Origin of the sequence: Paenibacillus curdlanolyticus YK9, from assembly GCF_000179615.1 — a bacterium.
In the GTDB taxonomy this organism is placed as follows: Bacteria; Bacillota; Bacilli; order Paenibacillales; family Paenibacillaceae; genus Paenibacillus_T; species Paenibacillus_T curdlanolyticus.
The window spans coordinates 425,761-437,964 of the sequence record NZ_AEDD01000004.1 but is presented as its reverse complement, the minus strand read 5'-3'; the positions used below and the strand labels follow the sequence as shown (position 1 = coordinate 437,964).

The 12,204-nt window shown below is 52.7% G+C and carries 14 protein-coding genes; 13 read left to right on the top strand and 1 reads right to left on the bottom strand.

Annotated elements, in window-relative coordinates; genetic code table 11:
• Together leuD and PAECUDRAFT_RS09880 are read left to right on the top strand one after the other, a co-directional pair.
• Positions 1-600 (top strand): 3-isopropylmalate dehydratase small subunit, encoded by a 600-nt coding sequence (leuD, locus tag PAECUDRAFT_RS09885; RefSeq protein WP_006037978.1) that lies wholly within the window; start codon positions 1-3, stop codon positions 598-600.
• A gap of 46 nt (positions 601-646) precedes the next feature.
• A complete protein-coding gene (locus PAECUDRAFT_RS09880) occupies positions 647-1,297 on the top strand; it encodes an L-threonylcarbamoyladenylate synthase (protein ID WP_006037977.1) in 651 nt (216 codons plus the stop codon).
• Positions 1,298-1,771: 474 nt separating this feature from the next.
• Here the strand turns inward: PAECUDRAFT_RS09880 and PAECUDRAFT_RS09875 are convergent, their stop codons facing one another.
• On the bottom strand, positions 1,772-2,167 hold the full coding sequence (locus PAECUDRAFT_RS09875; protein WP_006037976.1) for a nucleoside triphosphate pyrophosphohydrolase family protein: 396 nt from the start codon (positions 2,165-2,167) through the stop codon (positions 1,772-1,774).
• A gap of 142 nt (positions 2,168-2,309) precedes the next feature.
• Between PAECUDRAFT_RS09875 and PAECUDRAFT_RS09870 the strand changes: the two genes are divergently transcribed.
• The 11 genes from PAECUDRAFT_RS09870 to rpmG all read left to right on the top strand — a co-directional run bounded on the left by PAECUDRAFT_RS09870 (position 2,310) and on the right by rpmG (position 12,197).
• On the top strand, positions 2,310-3,407 hold the full coding sequence (locus PAECUDRAFT_RS09870) for a PIN/TRAM domain-containing protein (protein ID WP_006037975.1): 1,098 nt from the start codon (positions 2,310-2,312) through the stop codon (positions 3,405-3,407).
• Between the two features lie 47 nt (positions 3,408-3,454).
• Positions 3,455-4,153 carry a 2-C-methyl-D-erythritol 4-phosphate cytidylyltransferase gene (gene ispD / locus PAECUDRAFT_RS09865; RefSeq protein ID WP_006037974.1) on the top strand — a complete coding sequence of 233 codons (699 nt, stop codon included), beginning with the start codon at positions 3,455-3,457 and terminating at the stop codon, positions 4,151-4,153.
• 29 nt (positions 4,154-4,182) lie between these two features.
• Entirely contained in the window at positions 4,183-4,674 is a 492-nt protein-coding gene (gene ispF, locus PAECUDRAFT_RS09860; protein ID WP_006037973.1) for a 2-C-methyl-D-erythritol 2,4-cyclodiphosphate synthase, read from the top strand.
• A gap of 64 nt (positions 4,675-4,738) precedes the next feature.
• Positions 4,739-6,199, top strand: coding sequence for a glutamate--tRNA ligase (gene gltX, locus PAECUDRAFT_RS09855; protein WP_006037972.1), 1,461 nt, complete (start codon positions 4,739-4,741; stop codon positions 6,197-6,199).
• A gap of 652 nt (positions 6,200-6,851) precedes the next feature.
• Positions 6,852-7,535, top strand: a complete 684-nt coding sequence (gene cysE / locus PAECUDRAFT_RS09845) for a serine O-acetyltransferase (RefSeq protein WP_006037971.1) — start codon at positions 6,852-6,854, stop codon at positions 7,533-7,535.
• Positions 7,532-8,965, top strand: a complete 1,434-nt coding sequence (gene cysS / locus PAECUDRAFT_RS09840; RefSeq protein ID WP_006037970.1) for a cysteine--tRNA ligase — start codon at positions 7,532-7,534, stop codon at positions 8,963-8,965. Before cysE ends, cysS begins: the two co-directional genes overlap by 4 nt.
• Positions 8,965-9,429, top strand: coding sequence for a Mini-ribonuclease 3 (locus PAECUDRAFT_RS09835; protein ID WP_006037969.1), 465 nt, complete (start codon positions 8,965-8,967; stop codon positions 9,427-9,429). The genes cysS and PAECUDRAFT_RS09835 overlap by 1 nt, the downstream gene beginning before the upstream one ends.
• Positions 9,426-10,271, top strand: a complete 846-nt coding sequence (gene rlmB, locus PAECUDRAFT_RS09830; protein WP_006037968.1) for a 23S rRNA (guanosine(2251)-2'-O)-methyltransferase RlmB — start codon at positions 9,426-9,428, stop codon at positions 10,269-10,271. Before PAECUDRAFT_RS09835 ends, rlmB begins: the two co-directional genes overlap by 4 nt.
• A 2-nt stretch (positions 10,272-10,273) precedes the next feature.
• The gene (locus PAECUDRAFT_RS09825; RefSeq protein ID WP_006037967.1) at positions 10,274-10,804 is read left to right on the top strand and encodes an NYN domain-containing protein; all 531 of its coding nucleotides are present in this window, start codon (positions 10,274-10,276) and stop codon (positions 10,802-10,804) included.
• A 198-nt stretch (positions 10,805-11,002) separates the two neighbouring features.
• Positions 11,003-11,653, top strand: coding sequence for an RNA polymerase sporulation sigma factor SigH (gene sigH, locus PAECUDRAFT_RS09820; RefSeq protein WP_006037966.1), 651 nt, complete (start codon positions 11,003-11,005; stop codon positions 11,651-11,653).
• A gap of 394 nt (positions 11,654-12,047) precedes the next feature.
• Complete coding sequence (rpmG, locus tag PAECUDRAFT_RS09815) at positions 12,048-12,197, top strand: 50S ribosomal protein L33 (protein WP_006037965.1); 150 nt, start codon at positions 12,048-12,050, stop codon at positions 12,195-12,197.
• Positions 12,198-12,204: the final 7 nt, after the last annotated feature.

Sequence of the window (12,204 nt, the reverse complement as noted above, 5' to 3'; positions counted from 1 at the left end):
ATGGAGCCATTCCAAACCCATACGGGCATTGTCGGTCCAGTGGACCGGTCGAATATTGATACAGACGCTATCATTCCTAAAAACTTTCTGAAACGCATTGAGCGGACGGGATTTGGTCCTTATCTGTTTTATGAATGGCGGTTTAAGGAGGACGGTTCGCGCAACGAACTGTTCGAGATGAACAAACCGCGGTACGAGGGAGCCTCGGTATTGCTGGCTCGCGCTAACTTTGGCTGCGGCTCCTCCCGCGAGCATGCGCCGTGGACGATTACGGATTTCGGCTTCCGCGTCGTAATCGCGTCATCATTTGCTGATATTTTCTATAATAACTGCTTCAAGAACGGCTTGCTCCCTGTGAAATTGGATGATGCAGCAATCGAGCTTCTATTCAAGGAGACGGAGCGGCACGAAGGTTATACGCTGACGGTTGATCTTGAAAATTGCGAAATCCGCGACGCATACGGATTGATCATTCCGTTCACGCTAGATGAGTTCCGCCGCCAGACGCTGCTGCAAGGGCTTGATGATATTGCATTGACGCTTCGCCATATTGATAAGATCGATGCGTTCGAGCAGCGCGATGCTATTATTGCGGGTTAATGCCTGCCGCAACTACATCTAATAAAGTCGAAGAGGAGTGTTCAGAATGAGCGAGAATAACAAAGTTTTGGAGCCGAATGAGGAAAACTTCCGCAAAGCAGCGGAATGTGTGGTTAACGGAGGCATCGTCATCGCCCCGAGCGATACGAATCTGGCATTAACGCTTAATCCATGGAAGGATGACGCAATCGAGCGTGCGTTCGCTATCAAAAACCGTCCGGCGACGTCGGCGCTGACACTGTTCTTCTTGGAGCCGGGCGAGTGGAAGGACTACGCGGAGGCGGCTGATCCCGGCCTTGTGCAGGCATTCGCGGACGCGTTCTGGCCAGGACCGCTCAACATCATTTTGCCGAAAAAGCCTTCGATCTCCGATCGCATGGTATGCGGCGGTTCGACGGTCGCTCTTGGCTGCTTGAGCAATCCGGTATGGCGCGGCATGATGAAATATACGAACATGCCGGTTGCGATGACGTCGGCGAATCTGTCCGGCCAAGCGGACGGCGTGCTCGTTGACCTTGATCTTGCGCTGCGCCAAGTCGGCGGGAATGTCGACTATATATTGAAAGGGGAAGCGCAAGGAACGACCAAATCGAGTACGATCATCGATCTGACCGGTACGCCGCGCATTACCCGATACGGCGACGTGACGAGAGAGCAATTGAACCAGATTGCGCCGATCTTCAAGGATATCGTTTAGAACCGTTAACAGAATAGAATCTACAACGGAGCTGTCCAAAAGTCATGATCAATAGACTTTTGGACAGCTTTTTCGCTTGTTCCAAGTGTGTAGCGCTTCAAAGTGGCTGACTGTGCAGAGTGGAGGGTCTGTACGATCGCTGCTGCGGCCGGATTGCCGTTGCGATTTGTACAATGGGAAAGGTGGGAGAAACCTGTCCCGAAGGCTCCTATTGCAGCCCATGCAACGATATGCGAGCCAGGAGAGCTAAGATGCGCCTAAAACATAGGAAAGCCGTCTTTCCTATTGCATCATATGCAATGACACTTCCTCATTCCCACACTTGAGTTGATCCCATTGTAGGAACTGCAATGAGCAAGTTGCTCTAAGCAAATAAGCTGCTTTACACCACACAATACGAACCGCTGCAGCGCAAAAACAGGGGGCCCCAGCCGTCGTGGCTTTGGGGTCCCCCCTGTTATTCGTGCTGAATCATTAACGCATATTGAACAGGCCAAGCGTGGAGCATCTGTCTGCTTCATTCGCCACGACTTCTTCGAGCTTAATATCAAGCAAATTGCAAAGCGCGGACATGTAGAATAGATTGCGGCCAAGCTCGGCGCGAAGCACATCGCTGCACTGCTCGCACAGCTCGCCATTCATGTGATTTTCCAGCATGGATTGGGCTTCTGTCAGATCCGTTTCATCCGAATAAGCTTGTTTCTTGGCATTTAATTCAATGCAGCCGCATTCTGTAACAGCCTTGGCAACAGCGCGGTTGACAGCGGAGCCGGTTTGGCCGTATTTGGACAGGACATCTAATAGACTGCGGTGTCGTAGCAATAGTTCAGACACTTGCCGTTGAAATTGATCCAGTGTTGGAGCGCTCACATTCATCCACCTTTCTCGTCATCGGCTTTCGTATAACTCTATTATAATCTTCGCGCCGATCCTTTTCAAAAAGAAAATGGTTGAAGCGGGGATTAATGGGCGGATGCGCTGACCATAATGGGTAATGGAGGTGGATTAGGTCATGAAACGAATGATACAAATTATCGGAATTTGGTTGGGCGGCGCATTAGGCAACCAGTGGCATGATTGGATGGGCGGCGGATTATCGTCTTCGCTCGTAAGCACGTCGGTACAAGGTAGCGGCTCTGGCATGTACTATGCGAACATTGCGATTGGCGCTTTCTGCGGACTAACGGCTGCAACGATGCTGGCAACACCTATAATGAAGCGTGTTCGCGGCGGATCGGAGCGACTGTCAGCTGTACCTATGAGTGATTTGCTTGCAGGAGCGGCAGGCGTATTGGCGGGACTTATTTTTGCGGCGCTTCTTTATCCGGCTGTCGCGCGGATCAACGGAATCGGCATTGTATTTCCTGTTATACTGACGGCGCTGCTCGGTTATTTGGGGCTGCAGCTTGGCCTAGGGAAAAAGGAAGAGATGGCAGCGGGCTGGAGCGCGTTGATGCAGCGTCGAGCGACGCCTGTTGAGGATGATGGCAAGAGCCGATTTGAGGAGCATAAAATTTTGGATACGAGCGTCATTATCGATGGTCGAATCGCCGATATTTGCAAAACGGGATTCATTGAAGGAACGCTCGTCATTCCGGAGTTCGTTTTGGAAGAGCTACAGCATATCGCGGATTCCTCGGATTTGCTCAAGCGGAACCGCGGCAGGCGGGGGCTTGATATTTTGAACAAAATCCAAAAAGAGCTGGATGTTAGAGTGCTCATCTATGAGGGCGATTTTGAGGAAATCGGCGAGGTGGACAGCAAGCTGGTCAAGCTGGCGAAGGCGCTCGGCGGCAAAGTGGTAACCAACGACTTCAACTTGAATAAGGTTTGCGAGCTGCAAGGCGTTTCGGTGCTCAATATCAACGATCTGGCCAATGCGGTGAAGCCGGTCGTGCTGCCAGGCGAGGAAATCGTCGTGCAGGTCATCAAAGATGGCAAGGAGCATGGTCAAGGCGTCGCTTACCTGGACGATGGAACGATGATCGTCGTTGAGGGCGGCCGCGAATATATTGGAACGACGATGGAAGTGCTCGTGACGAGCGTGCTGCAGACATCTGCGGGCCGAATGATCTTCGCGAAGCCGAAGCTGTTGGAAAAAGCGCAATAAACACGGTATGATGGACGTATGATCATACAGTGAGGCGGTTGGCAAACATGGTAGCACAGTGGGGAGTCGTCATCGTAGCGGCAGGCAAAGGCACGCGGATGGGAACAGCGGAAAGCAAGCAGTATCTGGCTTTGCAGGACAAGCCGATTCTGGTGCATACGCTGGAGCTGTTCCAGTCGCTTGCGGATACGAAGGCGATTACGCTGGTCGTTGGGGAACACGACATCGACCGGTGCCGGAATTGGGTAACGCAATATGGCTTGGATAAAGTAACGGCAGTCGTCTCTGGCGGCGCTGAGCGCCAGCATTCGGTCCACTTAGGGCTAAAGGCGCTGCCAGCGGATATCGAGTGGGTTATGGTGCATGACGGCGTTCGCCCGCTGGTGACGGCGGAAGCTGTACGCAGAGGCTGCGAGGCTGCTGTACGCGCTGGCGCTTCTGTGCTTGCGGTGCCGGTGAAGGATACGATTAAACAGGTTAATGAAGCGGGTGTCATCGTTGCGACGCCTGACCGCCAAAGCTTGTGGGCGATCCAAACGCCACAAGCTTTTCGTCGTGCGCTGCTGACGCATGCGCATGAAGAAGCTGAAGCTGAGGGCTTCGTCGGCACCGATGACGCAATGGTCGTCGAACGGTTGGGCGTTCCGGTCGTTGTGGCGGAAGGCGATTATACGAATATCAAAATCACGACGCCGGAAGATTTGCCGTATGCGACGTTTCTATTAGAAATGCGCAAGCCATTATAATCGTTACATTTTAAGAGGGGGATACAAGCATGATTCGTGTTGGACAAGGATTCGACGTACATCAATTGGTAGAGGGGCGTCCGTGTATTATTGGCGGCGTAACCATTCCGTATGAGAAAGGTCTGCTGGGCCATTCCGACGCAGATGTCCTGCTGCATGTCGTGGCGGATGCTGTGCTTGGGGCGCTAGGGCTCGGGGACATTGGCAAGCATTTTCCGGATACGGATCCGGCGTTCAAGGGCGCGGACAGCGTCAAACTGCTTGAGCATGTCTGGGCGCTTGCGAAGGAGCGGGGCTATAAGCTGGGCAACGTCGATAATACGATTATCGCGCAGAAGCCGAAGATGCTTCCTTATATTCCGCAAATGGTGGAGGTCATCGCGCGCGTGCTGGAAGCCGACGATTTGTCGCAAGTGAACGTGAAGGCGACGACGACGGAGCAGCTCGGCTTTACTGGACGGGGCGAAGGGATCGCGGCGCAATCGGTTGTCTGTCTTGTCAAGGATGTGCTATCATCTTAGGCATTAGTTTACGATAAGTCGGCCGCCGCAAGGCGCGGCAAACGTACGAGGGGAGCACTAACATATGACACAGGAAGTTCGCGTTCGATATGCGCCGTCACCGACGGGCCATCTTCATATCGGCAATGCAAGAACGGCATTGTTCAATTATTTGTATGCACGCAGCTTGGGCGGTAAATTCATTATCCGGATCGAAGATACGGACGTGAAACGCAACGTAGCAGGCGGGGAAGAAAGCCAACTTAAGTATTTGCAATGGCTCGGCATCGATTGGGATGAGAGCATTGACGTCGGTGGTGGCTACGGGCCGTACCGCCAGACGGAACGTCTTGATATTTATCGCGAATACTGGCAGACGCTGCTCGATCAAGGGCGCGCGTATCGCTGCTACTGCACAGAAGAGGAACTTGAGCAAGAGCGCGAGGAGCAGACTGCCCGTGGCGAGACGCCGCGTTATTCGGGCCGCCACCGCGAGCTGACAGAGGAGCAGCGCCAAGCGTTCGAAGCGGAAGGCCGCGTGCCGAGCATTCGATTCCGCGTGCAAGAAGGCAAGACTTATAAATTCAACGATATGGTAAAAGGCGAAATCAGCTTCGAATCCGAGGGCATGGGCGATTTCGTCATCGTGAAGAAGGACGGCATACCGACTTACAACTTCGCGGTTGTTATCGACGACTACCTGATGCGGATCTCTCATGTTCTGCGCGGTGAAGACCATATCTCGAATACGCCTCGCCAGCTGATGATCTATGAAGCGCTCGGCTGGGAGCCGCCGCAGTTCGGTCATATGACGCTGATCGTGAACGAAACGCGCAAAAAGCTGAGCAAACGCGACGAGTCGATCATTCAGTTTATCGAGCAATATGACCAACTGGGCTATCTGCCGGAAGCGTTGTTCAACTTCATTGCCCTTCTCGGCTGGTCGCCAGAGGGCGAGCAAGAGATGTTCACGCGCGAAGAGCTGATCAGCGTGTTTAATGCAGCGCGGCTCAGCAAGAGCCCGGCTGTGTTCGATACGAACAAGCTGGCTTGGATGAACAATGAGTATGTGAAGAAAACCGATATCGACCGTCTCGTCAATCTTTGCTTGCCGCATTTGCAAAAGGCAGGCCGCGTATCGGCCGAGCTGGATGCTGCCGCGCACGCTTGGGTTACGGATCTAGTGCAGTTGTATCAAGACAAAATCCGTTTTGCGTCGGAAATCGTTCCGCTGACGGAGCTGTTCTTCCGCGATGCGGTTGAAGATGAAGGCGACGCAGCTGCGGTATTGGCCGAAGAACAGGTGCCGGCTGTGCTGGGCGCGTTCCTGGCACAGGTTGAAGCGGCTGCCGCATTTGGCGCGGACGATATGAAGGCGATGATTAAAGCGGTGCAGCAGGAGACGGGGAACAAAGGCAAAGCCTTGTTCATGCCGATTCGAGCGGCTTTGACCGGCCAAACGCATGGCCCTGACCTGAACCAGACGATCGCGCTGCTCGGCAAGGATAAAGTAGCGAGCCGTTTGAAGCTTCGCCTTGGCCAATAAGCGCGTAAACGCGGACGTCCGCCCTTGTCACCTTGGCGGTGATTGAGTATACTGAATTTAAAGGCATAGCTGGAGCTAATCGAAGGATTGCTCCTATACGGTCCTATAAGTGAAAGGCTTTGAACAGGAGAAGTTCGCCATAGCGGAATTATCAGAGAGGACAACCGTCATGCGGGCCCGCGAATGCGGCATACCGGCATTGGGCTGCAAGTTGTCTAATTCCACAGCGTAACTGATGCACCTGGGAGCTTTGCTCCGATCCGAATGCAGCGCTGCGAGTCGGTCTTGCACAGCAAGACGACCGTTTGACTCATCGGGGTAGGCGGCAACGGGATACCCCCGTTACAGGGTACTTGAGATGAATGACGATTCGATACGCAGGCGGCGCGGCTGAGGCGATAAACGCTACATGCTGGAGCGAGCTAACGATCGGGAGCATTCATGCAGAGTGGAACCGCGACGAACACGCCTCTGCAGTCCTTGTGACTGCGGAGGTTTTTTTGTACGAGAAGCATTTTATGCATGGAGAAGGCAATGCTGCAAATATGGGGAACGAAAGCGCGGTGGCCTGTTGGATTTTGCATAAATGCACACAGGATGAATGATCGCAGGCTTACGGATAGTTAGAGGAGGAGCGGGAGGAGGAGACGGCATGTTTAGACATATTCGCTCAGACATACAGGCTGTGTTTGACAATGACCCGGCAGCCCGCAGCAAGCTGGAGGTTGTGTTCACGTATTCAGGTCTCCATGCGATTTGGGCTCACCGCATTGCACATGGCTTTTATAAGCGGGGATGGTTCGCTATTGCACGGGGCGTATCGCAATTCAGTCGATTTATGACGGGGATCGAAATCCATCCGGGCGCTCGCATTGGCGACCGATTATTTATTGATCATGGCATGGGCGTTGTCATAGGCGAAACCTGCGAGATTGGCGATGATGTTGTCATCTATCAAGGCGTTACGCTGGGCGGGACGGGGAAGGAAAAAGGAAAGCGTCACCCGACGATTGGCAATAATGTAGTTATCGCATCAGGGGCTAAAGTGCTGGGCTCCTTCTCTGTCGGAGCGAATTCCAACATTGGCGCCAATTCCGTCGTCTTGCGGGCGGTGCCTGACAACAGTACGGTAGTCGGCATACCTGGACGTATCGTCAAACGAAATGGCGAACGGGTAGGGGATCGACTTGACCATAACAAGCTGCCGGATCCCGTTATTGAGATGTTTCGGACGATGCAGAAGGAAATAGCCGATTTGCGGCATGAGGTACATGAATTGAGGGCGCAGGCGGGAAAGACCCGAGAGCCCGTACTCGAAGGAGAATCTGTCAAATGACCGTTTCCATTTATAACACAATGACAAGGGCGCAGGAGGCTTTCAAGCCACAGCAGCCAGGTCAGGTCAAAATGTATGTGTGCGGGCCGACCGTGTACGACTATATTCATATTGGCAATGCGCGTCCGGTTATCTTTTTCGACGTTGTGAGACGCTATTTAGAGGTAACTGGTTATGAAGTGAATTACATCGTCAACTTCACGGATGTTGATGATAAGTTGATCCGTAAAGCGGAACAGCTCGGCACGACCGTGCCAGAGGTGGCTGATACGTTTATCGCTGCTTTTAATGAGGATATCGAAGCGCTCGGTGTGCACAAGGCGACGCGTAATCCGCGAGTGACGGATCACATCCCGCTTATTGTTAGCTTTATTCAAGGCTTGGTAGACAAAGGCATTGCTTACGAGAGCGCTGGCGACGTCTACTTCCGCACGAACCAATTCGAGGCATACGGGAAGCTGTCGCATCAAAATACGGAGGAATTGCAGCTCGGCATTCGCATCGAAATCGACGAGCGCAAACAGCATGCGCAAGACTTTGTGCTGTGGAAGTCCGCTAAGCCGGGCGAGATCCACTGGTCCAGCCCATGGGGCAACGGCCGGCCGGGCTGGCATATCGAATGCTCCGCGATGGCGCGCGAATATCTCGGCGATACGCTGGATATCCACGGCGGCGGGCATGACCTTCAGTTCCCGCATCATGAGTGCGAGGTGGCGCAATCCGAGTCGTTGACGGGCAAGCCGCTCGCAAACTATTGGATGCATAACGGCTATGTTCACATTAACAATGAGAAAATGTCCAAATCGCTCGGTAACGGCATCACCGTTCGTGAGCTGCTGAAGCGGACGAAGCCGCAGGCGATTCGTTATTTTGTGCTCGCTACGCACTATCGCAGTCCGCTGAACTTCAGCGACGACACGATTGCGCAAGCCGAAAACAGCGTTGAGCGCATTGTGAATTGCGCAGGCAACCTGCTGCACCGCCTGTCCGTGCTGGGCGAGAAGCCGCTTGAACCGCAGCAGGCTGTCGCTGCTTCAGGCAATGACGCGCTGGATGCGCGCTTGGCTGCTATTGCCGGACAATTTGCCGCCAAAATGAACGATGATTTTAACACGCCGGACGCAATTACGGCATTGTTTGATCTCGTATCGGAAGCTAATGGAGCAATGCAGCGCCAAGACGCTTCCGCAGCCGAACTGCAAGCGCTGCTTGCGCTGCTGGAGCAATTTGACCGCACGCTCGGGCTGCTGCCGCGCGCGGATGAAGCGGGCGAGCTGCTGGATGAGCAGATCGAGAAGCTGATCGTGGAGCGTACGGAAGCGCGCCAAGCCAAAAATTGGGCGCGTGCCGATGAGATTCGCGATCTGCTCGCTGCAGACAATATCGTATTGGAAGATACGCCGCAAGGCATTAAGTGGCGTCGTAAATGATGGAGCATTTGAACGACGGAGACTCGTTGGATGCCCTTGACCTGTTGATTCATGAGCCCTCGAAGCCGGCTCGGCTCATGAATCCGGTCGTGCTTGCTTATGCTGGGGATGCGGTGTTTGAGCTGCTGGTGCGGCAATATTTGATCGCTAAGCCGAGCCATAAGATGCATGAATTGCATCGGGAAGCGACGAAGCGAGTGTCGGCTAAAGCACAGCGGATTTCGCTGGAAAAGCTGCTGCCGCTCTTGACTGAGGAAGAGGCGGAGGTCGTGCGCAGGGGGCGTAATGCCAAATCGGGCGCACCGCCCAAAAATGCCGACGTGGCTGATTATCGACAAGCTACCGCGCTTGAGGCGCTGTTTGGCTATTTATATTATGAAAGACGCGGTACCCGGCTTCGCGAGCTGTTGGCCGTTGTATTGGATGAACAGGGACCCATCCGGTCCGAGGAGGATAAGGCATGAAATCACGGAACAATCCCTATAGACAAGAACGCCAGCGCGAGAGAAGCTCGGGCGGATATCGAACAACCGAGCAGGTGCAAGCGGAACAGGCGACAGCGGATAATGACGGGGAAATCATTGCAGGCAAGCACCCTGTGCTCGAAGCGCTTCGCTCTGGCCGCGAGATTAATAAGGTGTGGATCGCGGAAGGCTCGCAGAAGCATCTGACGGCGCCGATTGTCGCAGAAGCGAAGCAGCATGGCATCATTGTGCAGTTCGCAGATAAACGCAAATTGGACAGCATGGCGGGAGAGGTTGCCCATCAAGGCGTAATCGCGCAAGCGGCGGCTTATCGGTATTACGAGGTTGAGGAAATTCTCGCTGCGGCCAAGGCAAAGGGAGAAACGCCTTTCCTGCTGCTGCTAGATGAGATTGAGGATCCGCACAACCTGGGCTCGATCTTGCGTACAGCTGAGTGCACGGGCGTGCATGGCGTCATTATTCCAAAGCGGCGTTCCGTCGGATTGACGGCTACGGTGTCCAAAATTTCTGCTGGAGCAGCAGAGTATGTGCCCGTTGCGCGCGTGACCAACTTGGCGCAAACGATTGAAACGCTCAAGGAGCAAGGCGTATGGATCGCCGGAGCAGACGTTGCGGCGGAGCAAGACGTGTACCGCACGAAGTTTGATATGCCGCTTGGTCTCGTGATTGGCAATGAGAGCAAGGGGATGGGGCGCCTCATCCGTGAAAAATGCGATTTTCTTATCAAGCTGCCTATGGCGGGTCAACTTAATTCGTTGAATGCATCCGTTGCGGCGGGTGTGCTCATGTATGAAGTGCTTCGCCAACGCAGGGGCATCTGACGATGAGCCGGAGGGGAGACGTCCTTCTGGTTGACGGCTACAATGTCATTGGAGCGTGGCCGGTTTTGCAGCGCCTTCGCGATCATGATCTTGAGGATGCGCGGGACGCATTGCTGGACATGCTTGCCGACTATCAAGGCTTTACGGGAATGCATGTATATGTCGTGTTTGACGCGCATCAGGTTCCAGGGCTTGGCGCGAAGTACAAGCAACATGAGATGGTTGTTGTTTATACCAAAGAAAAAGAAACAGCAGACGAATGCATTGAACGATTAGTGGTCGAACTGACGATGCGCGGACGAAATATATACGTTGCCACGTCTGATATGACGGAGCAGCATGTGGCGTTTGGCAAAGGGGCGCTTCGCTTGTCAGCCAGGGAGCTTCTCATTGACATCGGGCAGAAGCAGAAGCAAATCCAGGCGACGCTGAAAGAAGCGGAGATTCGCCCGGTTAAACGAAATACGGTAGACGGATCGCTGACGTTAGATGTCCGGGCGAGGCTTGAAAAGTGGCGTCGAGGCGATCTGTAAGAATTATGTAACAGCTATGTAACAATAGGTAACATATGGGAATCAATTGCCACCATTTGCTTACAAATCTACTATTTACTTAGTGGTTTCCGGCAGTCGTATCGGTTGACGGTTGGAAGTTACATAATGTATACTAATTCTATGCTTGATAGAGTGCGAGTCGAGCAGTGCACGCCTTGCAGGCCGGAGGGATAGTTCGTGAGCATCGACCTCAGAGAAACAAGTACGGACGGATATGACTGCAGAACGGACGAAGATGTCGTTGAAGCGGTCCGCGAAGGTGATAGCGAAGCTTTGGAGTATTTGATTAACAAGTATCGCAATTTCGTACGCGCGAAAGCCCGTTCTTATTTTCTTATCGGCGCCGACCGGGAAGATATTGTCCAGGAAGGCATGATTGGCCTTTACAAATCGATTCGTGATTTTAAAGGAGACAAGCTCTCATCTTTTAAAGCATTTGCTGAATTGTGCATTACGAGGCAGATTATTACTGCGATTAAGACAGCGACTCGGCAGAAGCATATCCCGCTTAACTCTTATGTTTCGTTGGATAAGCCGATCTATGATGAGGATTCCGATCGTACGTTGCTAGATGTCATTTGCGGCACTCGAGTATCGGACCCGGAAGAGCTTATCATTAATCAAGAAGAGTTCGTTGGATTAGAAGACAAGATGTCTGAAATATTGAGCGATCTGGAGCGCAAAGTGCTCATGCTCTACTTGGATGGCCGTTCATATCAGGAGATCGCAGTCGACTTGGATCGGCATGTGAAATCCATAGACAACGCTCTTCAACGAGTGAAGCGCAAGCTAGAACGTTATTTGGAAGTGCGCGATATTGGAGGATAAGGAATACGAATCATAAGGACTCGTGCTGCGAGTCTTTTTTATTTGCCGACAGCTTGTCAATGCGTAGGATCCTCGCGCTAGAATGAACTGTATATGAAGTGTCAGCATATTCATATATAGATAAGTGTCTATTTTGCCGAAAATTGGCCATACTGCACGTGAGACACCCGATGTCGCTTGTTATGCAGTAAAACGAGGAATGGCGCGGTTTTGCCGCTCGATTGCCAAATTATTTGTTGAATATATCGGCATTGACACGAAAATTGCAATGTGATAATCTGTTTGGGTAGGTCTAAAAATGCAATTTTCAACCTATTGGCTCTATTGGCTCAGGAATCAATTATGATTCAACATAAACGAGCAACACTAAGTACAGCTCAGGAGGTGTACTTCAATGCGGGTAATCATTACGTTGGCTTGTACGAGCTGCAAACAAAGAAACTACACAAACAGCAAGAACAAGCGCAATCACCCCGACCGCATCGAGATGAAGAAGTTTTGCAAGTTCTGTAACGAGCATACTCCTCATCGCGAGACGAGATAGTCTATTG

What these genes read in the sequence shown, in the direction of transcription:
- ispD (WP_006037974.1), top strand. Translation starts at nt 3,455, where the DNA reads ATGGTAGCACAGTGGGGAGTCGTCATCGTAGCGGCAGGCAAAGGCACG.
- cysE (WP_006037971.1), top strand. Translation starts at nt 6,852, where the DNA reads ATGTTTAGACATATTCGCTCAGACATACAGGCTGTGTTTGACAATGAC.
- PAECUDRAFT_RS09880 (WP_006037977.1), top strand. Translation starts at nt 647, where the DNA reads ATGAGCGAGAATAACAAAGTTTTGGAGCCGAATGAGGAAAACTTCCGC.
- PAECUDRAFT_RS09835 (WP_006037969.1), top strand. Translation starts at nt 8,965, where the DNA reads ATGGAGCATTTGAACGACGGAGACTCGTTGGATGCCCTTGACCTGTTG.
- PAECUDRAFT_RS09825 (WP_006037967.1), top strand. Translation starts at nt 10,274, where the DNA reads ATGAGCCGGAGGGGAGACGTCCTTCTGGTTGACGGCTACAATGTCATT.
- ispF (WP_006037973.1), top strand. Translation starts at nt 4,183, where the DNA reads ATGATTCGTGTTGGACAAGGATTCGACGTACATCAATTGGTAGAGGGG.
- gltX (WP_006037972.1), top strand. Translation starts at nt 4,739, where the DNA reads ATGACACAGGAAGTTCGCGTTCGATATGCGCCGTCACCGACGGGCCAT.
- cysS (WP_006037970.1), top strand. Translation starts at nt 7,532, where the DNA reads ATGACCGTTTCCATTTATAACACAATGACAAGGGCGCAGGAGGCTTTC.
- PAECUDRAFT_RS09870 (WP_006037975.1), top strand. Translation starts at nt 2,310, where the DNA reads ATGAAACGAATGATACAAATTATCGGAATTTGGTTGGGCGGCGCATTA.
- rlmB (WP_006037968.1), top strand. Translation starts at nt 9,426, where the DNA reads ATGAAATCACGGAACAATCCCTATAGACAAGAACGCCAGCGCGAGAGA.
- leuD (WP_006037978.1), top strand. Translation starts at nt 1, where the DNA reads ATGGAGCCATTCCAAACCCATACGGGCATTGTCGGTCCAGTGGACCGG.
- rpmG (WP_006037965.1), top strand. Translation starts at nt 12,048, where the DNA reads ATGCGGGTAATCATTACGTTGGCTTGTACGAGCTGCAAACAAAGAAAC.